Raw genomic sequence first — 15,386 nt, 5'->3', positions numbered from 1 at the left:
TATTTGTTTAAATTAAAATGAGCTGAATGTCCCAGATCAAATACTACATATTTGTTATTTTAGCATGTTTTTGTGGTCTTATTTTCGCACAACAAGAAAGCGTAGAAGATGAGGATATGCTTACTTTAAGGCTTGCGGAACACTTAAACCAAGCCAAGTTAGATAATGATCGTGGTAACTATTATAACGCCAAAGACAATCTAGATAAAGCGCTTTTAATCGCTGAAAAGATTGACGACAAAACGAGTCAAGGTACGATTCATACAAAAATTGCCAAAGTACAATTTTTAGTTGGTGAGGAAGACCAAGCTACCGTTTCGCTCAGTAAAGCCATTCAACTACAACGTGAAAATGATGATTACAGCAACCTTGCAATCACCTACAACATAAAAGGTGTAATTTTTAGTACGCAACGCAAATACGACAAAGCTTTAGTCTATTACGAATCTGCTAAAAATCTCTTTGAACAAGAAGATTTAGAAGAATATATTTCTGATGTAACCCTTAATGAAGCCAAAGCCTATATCGCTCAAGAAAAATACGAAGAAGCGAAAACGAAACTCGAAAAAACAACGATTATAGCTAAAAAATACGATCAGAAGCGTCGTTTAAGTAGCGCCTTAATTCAGAGTGGCAAAGTTTATAGTGCTTTAAATAATCCGAAGATGGCTTTGGCCCAAACAGAAGAAGGCTTAGCAATTGCACAAGCTGAAAAGATTATAGAAAACATTGATGAAGCTTATGTTATTCTTAGTGATATACACGAGCAAAATGGCAATTATAAAAGTGCTCATAATTACATTAAAAGACATATTCACTTATCAGATTCAATATTAAATGTTACCCGAGAAAACATCGCCTCAGGTGTATCTAACGCATCCATTAATAATTATAAAGACGCTGAAAACGCACAATTAAAAGCACAAATAGATGAAGTTAGTGCAGAACATGCTTTTACTAGAATCACAACAATCTTAAGTATCGCTTTAATTACAATCTTATCGTTACTAACCTTGTCATTGTACAAAAACAATAACATAAGACTGAACACCAACACAATGCTTCATAAAAAAAATGATGAACTTATTGTGGCTAAAGAAAAAGCTGAATTAGCCTCTAAAACCAAAGCTAATTTCTTATCTACAGTTACGCACGAGCTGCGTACACCATTATATGCCGTAACCGGATTAACGAATATGTTGTTAGACGAAGATCCAAAAGAACATCAAATACCGCATTTAAAATCATTAAAATTTTCAGGCGACTATCTATTAACGTTTATTAACGATATTCTTCAAATTAATAAAATAGAAGCCAATAAAGTTGAAATAGATCCTGAGCGATTTAACCTTAAAACCAAATTAGAAAATGTAATCTCGGCATTAAGCAATTCTGCAAAAGACCAAGAGACTCAAATTCATTTTGAATATGAAAAAGGGTTACCAGAAACATTTGTTGGTGACCAATTAAAGATTTCCCAAATCCTAATTAACCTACTTGGTAATGCTATTAAATTCACAAAAGGTGGAGACATCTGGGTGAGAACACGCAAAGTTGACCTCAAAGACAATGTGTACACACTTCGCTTCGAAATTGAAGATAATGGCATTGGTATTACAAAAGAAAAACAAGACCACATGTTTGAGAGTTTCTCTCAAGGCTCTGTACAAATCAACAGAAAATACGGAGGTACTGGTTTAGGATTATCTATTGTAAAAGGACTAATTCAAATTCTTAAAGGAACTATTCATTTAAAGAGTGAGCTTGGTAAAGGCACCACATTCTTTTTCGAAATCCCATTAGAGTTTGATGATGTTGTTGAAAAAACCGAAGTAGTTGAAGTTAAAAAAGAAAATAAAATGGAAGGATTGGATTTAAGTAACGTTAAAATTCTGATTGTAGAAGATAATAAAATCAACCAAATGATTACGAAAAAGATTCTTAACAAAATGAATCTTTATTGTGATGTGGTTGATAATGGTGAAGCTGCAGTTGAGCAAGTAAAAGAAACCACATATGATGTTGTTTTAATGGATATCCATATGCCTGGTATTAGCGGTTTAGAAGCCACTAAAATCATTAGAACTTTCGATAAGGAATTAACCATTTTTGCCCTCACAGCAGTAACATTAGAAGATAAAATGCACGAGTTTGGTGAAGCCGGTTTTGATGATATTATTTCTAAGCCATTTAAACAAGATGATTTTGAAGACAAACTACATGCGGCACTATCTGGAGAAAAAATAGTATCTAGCTTTTTTAATTAACAAATCCCTTAACCATAGCATTAAATTCTTCCTCCTTATCTAACTTAACTTCAATAGGTATATAAAACAACTTTCCTTCTAAACTATTATAATCCTTCAGTCTTACATAATCCTTTTCAGTTGTAAGAATTAATGATTTTGAAGCTAAAGTCTCAATATCAGAAGCCCTAAAATTATAGTGATCACCATACTCTAAATGATCAAATTTTAACCCCTTACTCGCTAAGAAATCCACCAATGGTTTTGCATTGGCTATACCTGTAACCAAAGTAAACTTAGGTAATGTTATTAAATCTAATGATTTAGATACTGACTCCACTTTCGTTGCATAATCGACATAACTAAAGAAGAGCTGTTGATTACTATCTATGCGTAATTTAGTAGCAATACTTAGTTTTTCACTTTCCGACATATCTTTGCGACACTTGGTAACAACAATTACATTAGCTCTATTGGCACCAGAACGCGGCTCTCGCAGATTCCCTGTTGGCAAAACAATATCTTTATAATAAAGATTATTATAGGCGGTTAATAGGATATTAAAACCTGCCCTCACCTTTCTATGTTGATAAGCATCATCTAGCAGTATCACTTTGGGTTGCCGTAACAATGCCTTAAGTTTTTCAATACCATGTTGCCGATCTGCATCAACTGCCACAGTAAGGTTTTTAAATTTTCTATAAAACTGAAATGGTTCATCACCAATGGTATCGGCATTTGCAGTGTTGTCTGCCAAGATAAATCCTTTCGTTTTTCTTTTGTAACCACGACTTAATGTGGCGAGCGATTTTTCATCTTGCAACAATCGAATTAAATATTCTATCATTGGTGTTTTTCCTGTTCCACCTGTACTGAGATTTCCCACACAAATCACAGGAAAATCATAAGACTTGGACTGCTTTATACCTACATTATATAACCAATTACGTAACCAAGTAATTACAAAATAAATTGGTACGATAGGAAACAATATGATGCGGATAAATTTCACGATGACTAAATTATATTATTTTTGAAACAAATATACACTTATGATTATACAAGACGTAATTAATCACTTGCACAACTTAGCTCCTTTAGCTTATGCCGAAGATTTTGACAACGTAGGACTTTTAGTTGGCGATAAAAATGAAACCGTGTCTGGTATTCTTGTAACATTAGATACCCTTGAAGCGGTTGTAGATGAAGCTATAGAAAATAACTGTAACCTCATTGTAAGTTTCCATCCTATTATATTTTCTGGGTTAAAAAAATTAACCGGTAAAACATATGTAGAACGCGTGGTAATAAAAGCGATTCAACATAATATTGCTATATTTTCTATTCATACCGCTTTAGACAATGCTTTACAAGGTGTTAATTCAATTATATGCGACCAATTAGGATTGACAAATAAAAAAATTCTCATACCTCAATCTGGAACGATTAAAAAGTTACAAACCTACGTTCCAAAAGCAAATGCAGAAGCGTTAAGGAAATCATTGTTTAATGCTGGCGCAGGAGATATTGGCAACTACGAATCGTGCAGCTTTAATGTTGAAGGAGAAGGGACTTATTTAGGCAACGAAAATTCTAATCCTGTTTTAGGTGAAAAAGGAAAATTACATATAGAAAAGGAAATTGCAATTTCTGTAACATTCAAAAAACATTTAGAATCAAACGTATTAAAAACGCTTTTTGATGCGCATCCCTATGAAGAGATTGCTTACGAAATTTCAACATTAGATAATACCAACCAACATATTGGAATTGGTATGATTGGAGAGCTCAATGAGGCGATGACCACCGAAGATTGTTTAAAATTCATTAAAGATAGAATGAATACGGAATGTATACGACATTCAAAGCCATTAAATACCTCTATTAAACGCATCGCTGTATTAGGCGGCTCTGGTAGCTTTGCAATTTCTGCTGCTAAGGCCGCAAAGGCTGATATATTGGTTACTTCAGATCTGAAATATCACGATTTTTTTAGTGCAGAAAACAGCATAGTGTTGGCAGATATTGGACATTATGAGAGCGAACAGTTCACAAAATCGTTTTTAGTAGACTATCTATCAAAAAAAATCACTAATTTTGCAATCATTTTATCAAAGACAAATACAAATCCGATAAAGTATTTATAATTATGGCAAAAAAAGCTGAAGTTTCTGTTGAAGAGCGTTTGAGAGCACTATATGATTTACAACTAATTGACTCTAGAGTAGACGAAATAAGAAATGTCAGAGGAGAACTTCCTTTAGAAGTTAGAGATTTAGAAGACGAAGTTGAAGGGCTTAACTTAAGAATGGAAAAGCTAAATGATAGCCTAACTATTATTGATGAAGAGATTAAAGGGAAGAAAAACCTCATCGAAGAAGCTAAAACTTTAATTAAAAAATACAGTGAGCAACAAAAGAATGTTAGAAATAACAGAGAATACAACTCATTGACTAAAGAAATAGAATTTCAAGAATTAGAAATTCAATTAGCTGAAAAGCACATTAAAGAATTCAAAGTTCAGATTGAGCAGAAAAAAGAAGTTATTTCTGAAACTAAAGAGCGTTTAAAAGACCGTACTGCACACTTAAAGCACAAAAAAGGTGAGCTTAATGAGATTTTAAAAGAAACTGAAAAAGAAGAAGAAGCTTTAAAAGAAAAGTCTTTAGATTTTCAAAAGAAAATTGACGAGCGTTTAGTAAAAGCTTACCAAAGAATTAGAAACAACGTTAAAAATGGTTTAGCTGTTGTAGCGATTGAACGCGGTGCTTCTGGTGGTTCTTTCTTTACTATTCCTCCACAAATTCAAGTAGAAATTGCTTCTCGTAAAAAAGTAATTACAGATGAACATAGTGGTCGTATTCTTGTTGATGCTGGTTTAGCCGAAGAAGAAAAAGTAAAAATGAATAAATTATTTGCTAAGCTTAGCAAGTAAACATTTTAAATATTATATAATTAAGCCTTTGCATTTGCAAGGGCTTTTTTTATTAATATTAATAAAATTTTATAAAAATTACAATTAAGGTTTTATAACTTTCTACGACTACAACTAAAAGAAAAATTAAAGCATGAAAAAGTTATTTAGTATTTTAACGATCTCACTAGTATTTAGTTGTCATAATCAGGCACAAGTTAACCCTAAGCAACAAGCGATTATAGATGCAGAACCCGTAGTTGTTCCCTTTAAAGACGGCAAGGCCAAAGCGTATTTTGCAAGCGGTTGTTTTTGGTGTGTTGAGGCCGTATATGAAAGTGTAAAAGGGGTCGAAGAGGTTATCTCTGGATATTCTGGTGGATTTACAGAAAAACCTACCTATGAAGCAAGCAATACTGGTAAAACAGGTCATGCTGAAGCTGTAGAGGTTATTTACAATCCTAAAATCATTAGCTTTTCGGAATTAGTAGATGTGTACTTTGGTTCTCAAAACCCCACACAAGTTAATGGTCAAGGTCCTGATCATGGCTCACAGTATCGTTCCATTATTTTTTATCAAAACGATGAGCAAAAAAAGATTATTGAGGATAAAAAAGCGGCATTAGCCCAAGCATTAAATGCAACGATTGCAGCAGAAGTTTATCCATTTCAGAAATTTTGGATTGCTGAAGACTACCATCAAAACTACGAACGTTTGCACCCAAATCAAAGTTATATTAGAAATGTGTCTATACCTCGATTAAACAAATTTAAGGCTAAGTTTCCTGGGTTGCTAAAAAAAAATGAAGAGCACTAGGAAATTAATTTTCTCACCTCAAACCTATCAGGTTTTAAAAAACTTGATAGGTCTCAATTTATATTTTAGTAGCCTTAATTTCAAAAATCATAGGATATAATTGATTTTCCATTTTATACATTCCAGATTCCGTTTTAATTAAATTTGAAAACACATCGTACGGACTTTCATCATATTCATTGAGATATTCAATTTGTAATCCGGCTTCAATAAGTGAATTAACGACTTCGCCTAAACCGTGATTCCAACCATATTCTTTACTCACCATTTCTGAATCTTGATTGGCATAAGTCCCTTTATATTCTTCATATATCACTTCATCTTGACTATAGTGATACTTCATTTTGGATTCACCATCTACATAATCAAACATCCAAGCAATAGGATGAAACTCTACGATGTAAAATGTACCACCTACTTTCAATCTTTCAGAAATCATTTTTGCCCAAGGTTTTAAATCAGGCAACCAACCAATAGTTCCGTAACTTGTAAACACAATATCAAATGTATCCGAAATATGTTTAGATGTGTCTAAAACATTACAACAGACAAACTCAGCATCTAACTGTAATTCTTCATTTAACTGTTTTGCTAAGTTTACACCTTCATCACTTAAATCTACACCAACACACTTCGCTCCCATCCTACTCCAACTCAGCGTGTCTTGTCCAAAATGACATTGTAAATGCAATAAGGACTTTCCTTCAACCTTACCAAGAGCCTTTAATTCATATGGCATTAAGGAAGATTTCCCGTTTTTAAAAGCTTCTAAATTATACATGTCACTTTGGGCATGTATAGCTACCTTTTTGTTCCATGTCGCTTTATTAACGTCAAAATAATTAGTGTTGTCTTTCATGGTTGGTTAATTTTGTCTGTAATTTAAAACAACTTTTTAATATGAAGACATTATATATAAGTTTGATTTGTCTATTACTGATGGTTTCTTGTAAATCGGATACATCTAAAACACCAATTTCTGAAACGGTAAAAGAATTATCAATTACAGAAAAAATAGCCAATGCTCATGGTTTTAAAAACTGGAAAAATGTATCTGAAGTAAAATTTACATTTCAAGTTGATAGAGATACCATTAAAGGTAAAGGAAGGTCTTGGACTTGGTTTCCTAAAGAAGATAAAATAAAAATGAAAACTGATGAAACAACTGTTGAATACATCAGAAACCAAATGGATAGCACACACGTTAAAGCGGACCAAGCATTCATTAACGACAAATATTGGTTATTAGTGCCATTTCAATTGGCATGGGACAACTCTGCAACAATTTCAGAACCTGTAATCATTAATGCACCAATTAGCAAAACACAGTTAAATATGTTAACCATAGCGTACCCTAACGAAGGTGGCTATACACCAGGTGATGCTTATGATATTTATTACGACAATGATTTTATAATTAAAGAGTGGGTTTTTAGAAAAGGAAATTCTAAAGAACCGTCTTTAACCACAACTTTTGAAAATCACAAAGATTACAACGGTATTAAGATTGCCACAGACCATAAAAAAGCAGATGGCAACTGGAATCTCAATTTTACAGATGTGCGTATTACTTTGGATAAGTAGTATTATGGCACTACTTTTGCAATCTATAATGTAAGATTCGTGTTCTTAGGTGTCACTTAAAAACGCATAGCTTACATTTTCCGCCTTATGGCGTCTATATATACAAAGCACTTCAACAATTTTGTTAAAGTGCTTTTTTTGTATCACGTATTTAATTGAACAGTTGTTCTTTTTATGAATCTAACGCGATGTAAAAATGAAAGTTTGTACCTTTTTCTAGTTCACTTTCTAATACCAACTCACCTCCTAACATCTCAATATATGCTTTAGATATGGACAAACCAATGCCAGATCCATGTAGTGCTTTTTTATTACCAACATCAACTTGATAAAATGGATTAAAAATAGTGTCAATTTTATCTGCAGGAATTCCAACTCCTGTATCTTTTATTGAAAACTTTAATTGAGAAGCCGCCTTATCGATACTACAACTCAACAAAATAGCATCTCCTTTTGAAGTATACATTACTGCGTTTTCTATTAAATGTTTTAATATGGCAGTCAACTTATCACTGTCTGTATATATTTGAACGTCTTGCTCTGATATAAAATTATTGATGGTAAACTCTACATGCTTTAATTCTGCTTCTGGTAAAAACAAGTTGTAAACTGCATCTATAATATTAAGAACATTAAAGTTCGATTTTCTAACAGTCATAAGACCTGTTTCGATCTTCGATATATCTAAGATATCTGTAATTACTTCTAGTAATTCATTACCACTTCCTTCTATTACTTTAACGTATTCCTGGTATTCTTCATCCTCTTGATGGTACGATTTTAGAAGTTCTGCACACCCTAAAATCCCATACATCGGTGTTCTTATCTCATGACTCATATTCGTTAAGAATGCAGATTTTAACTGATCGGATTGCTCAGCGCGCTCTTTTGCTATAATCACCTTCTTATGCTTCTCAATAAGCTCTTCTTGTAATTCATTTTCTTTTAAAAGTGCATTGTGTATACGACCTATTAAAAACGACACAGAAAGTACAGTAAGCAAACTAAAAACGATATTATTCACAAATACAATAAACAAAACCTCTATAGGTGATTCTAAAAAAAAGTTGAATTCTATCCACTTAGTATAATAAATAACTAAGATTATAAAGTAAAACACTGCCGTAACTAAAACCGAAAGAACCCCAGCTCTTTTACTACCAAAAAGGGTTATTAACACACTTAGCATAAACAGAAGAATGGTCCCATTTCCACTAAGACCAAGTTCAATAATTAAAGCGAAAGACAACAGAAACAAATTGACAGAAAATATAATTTTCTTTGTCATTAAACCCATCTGCTTATTAAAAAACAGAAATAACATCACCAATACAGCTACAGTGTCTAAAACAACCACAAACCATTTATCAAGAACTATTGCAGTGCCAACACTAGGAATGTAAGAGAATAAACTTAAGGCAAGGGTTAATATTAAAATAGAAATAAATAACTTATCTCTAAAATAAGATAAATCTTCTCTTTCATTTTGATTTGAAAAACCGATATACTCAACATACCATTGACGATAGGCCGACCAAAGTTTTTTTAGAATATTCAAAATAATTATTGATAATTAATTAACCGAGTAGAATATACGCAAAACTATTTAATTCTTTTTAATTTTCTGCCGCTTTCTACATAAAAGGGTTAACGGAAATTCCATATAATTATGCTATTTTTGTTACAAACCGAAAAACATTTTTACTTTGTCCAACTATAAACTAAGTCTTGATTATGCTCAAAAACAAGACCAATTAGATCCATTATCAAGCTATAGAAATCAGTTTCACATCCCAAAGGGTAAAGACGGGAACGACCTTATTTACCTCTGTGGCAACTCTTTGGGTTTACAGCCGAAATCAACAAAAGCTTATATTAATCAAGAACTAGAAGATTGGGCAAATCTAGGTGTTGAAGGGCATACAGATGCTAAAAATCCTTGGCTACCATATCATGAATTTCTAACAGAAGCCACAGCCAAACTCGTTGGTGCAAAACCCATTGAAGTGGTCACTATGAATTCCTTAACGGCAAATCTGCATTTTATGATGGTGTCGTTTTATCAACCTACTAAGGAACGCTATAAAATCTTAATTGAAAGTGATGCTTTCCCTTCAGATAAATATGCTGTTGAATCACAATTGCGTCATCATGGCTATGATGATAAAGAAGGTTTAATTTTATGGAAACCGAGAGAAGGCGAAGAATTATTGCGTTATGAAGATTTAGAAGACATTCTTGAAGCTCATGGTAATGAAATAGCACTAATTATGATTGGTGGAGTCAATTACTACACAGGTCAGTTTTTCGATTTTAAACGTATTACAGACCTTGGTCACAGTTACGGTTGTAAAGTCGGATTTGATTGCGCACATGGTGCCGGAAACGTAGATTTAGATTTACATAATTCAGGAGCCGATTTTGCCATTTGGTGTACCTATAAATACTTAAATTCAGGGCCAGGAAGTTTATCGGGTTGTTTTGTGCATGAAAGACATGCGCACGATAAAGACCTCAACCGATTTACAGGTTGGTGGAGCCACAATAAGGATACGCGATTTAATATGCGACATGAGTTTGATGTTTTACCAGGAGCCGAAGGTTGGCAACTGAGTAATCCACCAATTTTATCAATGGCAGCAATAAAAGCCTCTTTAGATATGTTTCATGAAGTCGGATTTGATAAAATTCTAAAAAAATCGAAAAAGTTAACGGGTTATTTTGAATTTTTATTGAAAACTTTAGGCGAAGATACCATCAGAATTATCACACCTGAAAACCCAGATGAGCGTGGTTGTCAACTATCTATTCAAGTTTTAAATGCAGACAAATCATTACATGATAAATTAACGGAAGCTGGCGTTATTAGCGATTGGCGAGAACCAGACGTTATTAGATGTGCACCTGTACCTTTATATAATTCATTTGAAGATGTGTATTTGATGGTTGAAAAAATGAAAGAAATTTTGAATTAAACTAAAGGTCAACTCGAGCGCAGTCGAGAGTTTTTAATTAGGTCTCGACTGCGCTCGACCAGACAAAAGCATATGAGTAATAAACAACAAAACATTCTAATCATAGGCGCAGGACTCTGCGGAAGCCTTTTAGCTCTAAGACTAGGGCAAAGAGGCTACGACGTAACCGTTTACGAAATGCGACCTGATTTAAGAACCACAGACATTTCGGCTGGTCGTTCTATTAACTTAGCATTTTCGGACCGTGGAAACAAAGCAATCAAACTCGTTGGCCTAGAAGACAAGGTCAAAGAACTTTGCATACCAATGAATGGTAGAATGATTCACGATAAAGAAGGAAAGACTTTCATGTCTAATTATAGCGGAAGAGATTACGAATACATCAACTCAATTTCTAGAGGCGACTTAAACGCTTTACTTCTCAATGAAGCGGAAAAACATGATAATGTCACCATTCATTTCAATAAAAAATGTAAATCCGTAGATTTTGAAAAAACCACGGCTTTATTTCAAGATTATAACTCAAAAAACGAATTTATAGAAGATGCCGATTGCATCATTGCCACAGATGGCGCAGGTTCGGCCTTGAGAAAAAGTTATTATTTAAGCAAGAAATTTTTATTCAGTTTCTCACAAGAGTATCTAAGCCATGGTTATAAAGAATTAACCTTTTTACCAACAGAAACTGGCGATTATAAAACCTATAAAAATGCCTTACATATTTGGCCAAGAAGTAGTTTTATGCTTATTGCGCTACCCAACTTAGATGGTAGTTTTACCGTAACGCTATTTTTAAGTTATGATGAAGGCGAATACAATTTTAATAATTTAACAACACCTGAAGTCGTAACGGAATTCTTCAAAAAAGAATTTCCAGATGCTTTAGCAATTATGCCGAATTTGGTTGATGATTTTTTTGAAAATCCAACAGCTGCTTTAGGTACGGTAAAATGCTCGCCATGGCATTACAAAGGAAATACACTATTAATGGGAGATTCCGCACATGCCATTGTACCGTTTTATGGTCAAGGTATGAATGCTTCGTTTGAAGATGTGGTTGAATTCGATAAAGTTTTAGACCAAAATTTAGAAAATTGGGAAGCAATATTTAAAACTTACGAGAAAAACCGAAAGAAAGATACAGATGCCATTGCCGATTTAGCTATTGACAATTTCCATGAAATGAAAGGTCATGTGGCAAATCCTATATTTCAAGAAAAACGAAAAATTGAAATGGCACTAGAAAAAGAATTTCAAAATGCGTATTCCTCAAAATATAGTTTAGTAACCTTTAATGAAAACATAGGTTACCGACTAGCCATGTTAAAAGGAAGAGCACAAGATAAGGCGATTTTAAACCTATTAACAGATAAGATTATTTCATCAGATGATGATTTAAAAGACATTTTAGACAAAGTAAACGCAGAAACTGAGGCGATTTTAGAGGATGATAGGATTGCTGGTTTGTAAGCCTACCCTAACCCCTCCAAAGGAAGGGAACCAAATGCGCTTAAAAAATAATATAATATAAAAACTCTTTTTCGCCCGAGTAAGAGTTCCTTCCCATTGGGAAGGCTAGGATGGGCTTTTAATTGACATGAGTGAAGTAACACCAAGAGGAGCATATCCACACATAAAACAAGTAGGCGATTTCATATTCGTCTCAGGAACAAGTTCGCGTCGACCAGACAACACTATCGCAGGTGTAGATATCATTGACGAGATGGGAACCAAACGTTTAAACGCATACACCCAAACCCAAGAAGTCCTAAAAAACATAGAAAAAAACTTAGCAAAAGTTGGAGCAAGCTTAAAAGATGTCGTTGATGTCACATCATTTTTAGTGAACATGAATGACTTTGCTGATTACAACAAAGCCTACGCTGAATTCTTTGAAAAAGAAACAGGACCAACTAGAACAACTGTTGCGGTTCATCAGTTACCGCATCCTGATTTAGTGGTTGAGATAAAGGTTATGGCTTATAAACCAAAATAAAATATTCTGTCATTCCGACAGAGCGCAGCGACGAGAAATCGCATCATGAGATTTCCCAATCGTTCCTCTTTTGGAAATGACAAAACAAGATAAATAATCGTGAATTCATGATAACTATCAAAAACTACATAAAAGGAAAATTCCAAAATCCAATTCAAGGCAACTGGATAGACAACTACAATCCAGCTAATGGGGAAATCTACGGACAAATTCCAAACTCATCAAAAGAAGATGTAGAAAGCGCATACAAAAGTGCAAAATCAGCATTCTCTAGTTGGAGTCAAACCACATTAGAAGAACGTAGCAGAATATTAATTAAAATTTCAGAATTATTAGAAGCCAACTTAGACCGTTTTGCAGAAGCCGAAAGTAAAGACAATGGCAAGCCTATTTCATTAGCAAAAGCCATTGATATTCCTAGAGCAGCAAGTAATTTTCGATTCTTCGGAAATGCGGTAACACAATTCGCGAGTGAAAGTCATGAATCTGTAGGTCAAAATGCTATTAATTACACCTTGCGTCAACCCATTGGTGTTGTAGGTTGTATTTCACCATGGAATCTTCCTCTCTATTTATTTACCTGGAAAATAGCACCAGCACTAGCCGCAGGAAATTGCGTCGTTGCCAAACCAAGTGAAGTCACGCCAATGACAGCTTATTTACTTGGCGAAATTTGTAACGAAGCAGGTTTGCCAGAAGGTGTTTTAAACATTGTTCATGGTTTAGGAACAACTACAGGACAAGCTATTATTGAACATCCAGACATTAAAGCCATAAGCTTTACAGGAGGCACAGCAACAGGAGCACATATTGCCAGAGTTGCAGCACCAATGTTCAAAAAATTATCATTAGAATTAGGCGGGAAAAACCCAAATATCATTTTTGCCGATTGTGATTATGAGGACATGTTGAATACCACTGTACGTTCCTCTTTTGCTAATCAAGGACAGATTTGCTTATGTGGCAGTCGCATTTTTGTGGAAGCGTCTATCTATGATAAATTCAAAAAAGACTTTGTTGAAAAAGTAAAAGCCTTAAAAGTTGGACATCCATCGGAAGCAGATACCAATATTGGAGCATTAGTCTCTAAATCGCATTTGGAGAAAGTAAAAGCATACATCAACATTGCGAAAGAAGAAAAAGGAACTGTTTTATGTGGCGGCAATGAAGTCACAATTAAAGGTTTTGAAAACGGTTATTATTTAGAGCCGACGGTTATTGAAGTGCCAAATGACGACTGCAGAGTAAACCAAGAAGAAATTTTTGGACCAGTCGTAACCATCATGCCATTCAAATCAGAAGACGACGTTTTAGAAATGGCAAACAAAGTAAAATACGGTTTATCAGCCACATTATGGACTAACAGTTTAAAACGCACTATGCGAATGAGTAACGAACTACAAGCAGGAATTGTTTGGGTAAACACTTGGATGATGCGCGATTTAAGAACGCCTTTTGGAGGAGTAAAAGCATCTGGCGTAGGACGCGAAGGTGGATTTGAAGCTTTGCGTTTTTTTACGGAAGCTAAGAATGTTTGTATAAAATATTAAAAGAGCAAGGTCTCGACTGCGCTCGACCAGACATAAAAAAAATAAAATTAAAACTAAAATGTCGCCTCGAGCGCAGTCGAGAGGTTGCTTATGAAAACCTATTATATTTACATATTACAATGCTCAGATAACCTCACTTATACAGGAGTAACAAATGACATTTCAAGACGTTTTGAAGAACATCAAAAAGGATTAAATAAAAATTGTTTCACGTATAAAAGAAGACCTTTGAAATTAATTTTTCATCAAGAATTTAATGATATTGAACAAGCAATATACTTTGAAAAGAAAATAAAAAAATGGAGTGCTAAGAAAAAACATGCTTTAATAAAAGGAGATTATGATTTGTTATAAATTCTATCTGAATGCAGAAATGCAACACATTCAAATTATAATCCTGAAAACTAAGTAGGTCTTAACTACGCTCGACCAGACAAAATATTATGAATTTAGAATTAAACAACAAATACGCACTAGTCTGCGGCAGCACAGCAGGCATAGGAAAAGCAACAGCAATGGCTTTAGCAGCAGAAGGTGTACAAATAACCCTTGTCGCTAGAAACGAAGACAAACTGAAAACGGTGCTTTCAGAATTACCACAACAAAGACCACATGATTATATTGTAGCTGATTTTTCAAATCCTGAGGATTTAAAATCTAAAGTTTCAGATTATATTTCAAACCATCATGGGTTTCATATTTTGGTAAATAATACAGGAGGCCCAAAAGGAGGTCCTGTTTTTTCTGCTGAAGTAGATGAATTTGAATCGGCATTCACCCAACATTTAAAATGTAATCATGTCTTAGTTCAAACTACCGTTCCTTTTATGAAAGAGGAAGGTTTTGGTCGCGTCATTAATGTGATTTCAACATCTGTAAAACAACCTTTAGATGGTCTTGGTGTTAGTAATACCATTAGAGGAGCCGTTGCCAATTGGAGTAAAACATTGGCTAACGAATTGGGGCAATTTGGTATTACCGTAAACAATGTTTTACCTGGAGCTACTGGTACAGAACGTTTAACTCAAATTATAAAAAACAAATCGGCTAAATCTGGAAATACTGAAGAAGAAGCTGCAAATGCCATGAAAAACGCAGTACCAGCAAAACGCTTTGCGCAACCAGAAGAGCTTGCCGATGCCATTACATTTTTAGCGAGTGAACGTGCTGCTTATATTAACGGAATTAACCTTCCTGTTGATGGCGGACGAACAAAATCTTTGTAACTTTATGACTTGTCATTTTTGTGAACATAGGAATCCAAAATAAAGATTGATAATAACATAGATTCCTGCCTGCGCAGG

Annotated in this window: 14 protein-coding genes; 11 read left to right on the top strand and 3 right to left on the bottom strand. The window is 34.1% G+C overall.

Translation table 11 applies throughout. The annotated features are described in order from the left end of the window. Positions 1-26 precede the first annotated feature (26 nt). Positions 27-2,267, top strand: a complete 2,241-nt coding sequence (locus C8N41_RS06450; RefSeq protein ID WP_115838628.1) for an ATP-binding protein — start codon at positions 27-29, stop codon at positions 2,265-2,267. Here the strand turns inward: C8N41_RS06450 and lpxK are convergent. Further along, entirely contained in the window at positions 2,260-3,258 is a 999-nt protein-coding gene (gene lpxK, locus C8N41_RS06445; RefSeq protein WP_092444630.1) for a tetraacyldisaccharide 4'-kinase, read from the bottom strand. The two genes, C8N41_RS06450 and lpxK, sit on opposite strands and share 8 nt — an antisense overlap. A 40-nt stretch (positions 3,259-3,298) precedes the next feature. Between lpxK and C8N41_RS06440 the strand changes: the two genes are divergently transcribed. From C8N41_RS06440 to msrA, 3 genes are all read left to right on the top strand, one after another. Further along, on the top strand, positions 3,299-4,393 hold the full coding sequence (locus tag C8N41_RS06440; RefSeq protein ID WP_115838627.1) for a Nif3-like dinuclear metal center hexameric protein: 1,095 nt from the start codon (positions 3,299-3,301) through the stop codon (positions 4,391-4,393). Positions 4,394-4,395: 2 nt separating this feature from the next. Then, positions 4,396-5,181: a zinc ribbon domain-containing protein gene (locus C8N41_RS06435; RefSeq protein ID WP_115838626.1), complete on the top strand. Its 786-nt coding sequence runs from the start codon at positions 4,396-4,398 to the stop codon at positions 5,179-5,181. Positions 5,182-5,314: 133 nt separating this feature from the next. After that, entirely contained in the window at positions 5,315-5,977 is a 663-nt protein-coding gene (msrA, locus tag C8N41_RS06430; protein ID WP_115838625.1) for a peptide-methionine (S)-S-oxide reductase MsrA, read from the top strand. Positions 5,978-6,035: 58 nt separating this feature from the next. Here the strand turns inward: msrA and C8N41_RS06425 are convergent, their stop codons facing one another. Then, positions 6,036-6,836: a class I SAM-dependent methyltransferase gene (locus tag C8N41_RS06425; RefSeq protein ID WP_092444638.1), complete on the bottom strand. Its 801-nt coding sequence runs from the start codon at positions 6,834-6,836 to the stop codon at positions 6,036-6,038. Between the two features lie 41 nt (positions 6,837-6,877). On the opposite strand from C8N41_RS06425, the gene C8N41_RS06420 reads away from it, so the two are divergent. Further along, positions 6,878-7,561, top strand: coding sequence for a hypothetical protein (locus C8N41_RS06420; RefSeq protein WP_115838624.1), 684 nt, complete (start codon positions 6,878-6,880; stop codon positions 7,559-7,561). A 172-nt stretch (positions 7,562-7,733) separates the two neighbouring features. Here the strand turns inward: C8N41_RS06420 and C8N41_RS06415 are convergent, their stop codons facing one another. After that, a complete protein-coding gene (locus tag C8N41_RS06415) occupies positions 7,734-9,119 on the bottom strand; it encodes a sensor histidine kinase (protein WP_115838623.1) in 1,386 nt (461 codons plus the stop codon). 148 nt (positions 9,120-9,267) lie between these two features. Between C8N41_RS06415 and kynU the strand changes: the two genes are divergently transcribed. The 6 genes from kynU to C8N41_RS06385 all read left to right on the top strand — a co-directional run bounded on the left by kynU (position 9,268) and on the right by C8N41_RS06385 (position 15,308). Continuing rightward, the gene (gene kynU, locus C8N41_RS06410; protein WP_115838622.1) at positions 9,268-10,536 is read left to right on the top strand and encodes a kynureninase; all 1,269 of its coding nucleotides are present in this window, start codon (positions 9,268-9,270) and stop codon (positions 10,534-10,536) included. 72 nt (positions 10,537-10,608) lie between these two features. After that, positions 10,609-12,006 carry an FAD-dependent oxidoreductase gene (locus C8N41_RS06405; RefSeq protein ID WP_115838621.1) on the top strand — a complete coding sequence of 466 codons (1,398 nt, stop codon included), beginning with the start codon at positions 10,609-10,611 and terminating at the stop codon, positions 12,004-12,006. A 127-nt stretch (positions 12,007-12,133) separates the two neighbouring features. Beyond that, positions 12,134-12,532: a RidA family protein gene (locus tag C8N41_RS06400; RefSeq protein WP_092444648.1), complete on the top strand. Its 399-nt coding sequence runs from the start codon at positions 12,134-12,136 to the stop codon at positions 12,530-12,532. Between the two features lie 107 nt (positions 12,533-12,639). Further along, positions 12,640-14,082 (top strand): aldehyde dehydrogenase, encoded by a 1,443-nt coding sequence (locus C8N41_RS06395; protein ID WP_115838620.1) that lies wholly within the window; start codon positions 12,640-12,642, stop codon positions 14,080-14,082. Between the two features lie 90 nt (positions 14,083-14,172). After that, entirely contained in the window at positions 14,173-14,436 is a 264-nt protein-coding gene (locus C8N41_RS06390; protein ID WP_115838619.1) for a GIY-YIG nuclease family protein, read from the top strand. Between the two features lie 89 nt (positions 14,437-14,525). Next, positions 14,526-15,308 carry an SDR family oxidoreductase gene (locus C8N41_RS06385; protein ID WP_115838618.1) on the top strand — a complete coding sequence of 261 codons (783 nt, stop codon included), beginning with the start codon at positions 14,526-14,528 and terminating at the stop codon, positions 15,306-15,308. Positions 15,309-15,386 lie beyond the last annotated feature (78 nt).

The organism is Winogradskyella sediminis (genome assembly GCF_003387355.1).
In the GTDB taxonomy this organism is placed as follows: Bacteria; Bacteroidota; Bacteroidia; order Flavobacteriales; family Flavobacteriaceae; genus Winogradskyella; species Winogradskyella sediminis.
The sequence above is the reverse complement of the archived record's forward strand: the minus strand, read 5'-3'. Positions and strand labels throughout refer to the sequence as shown.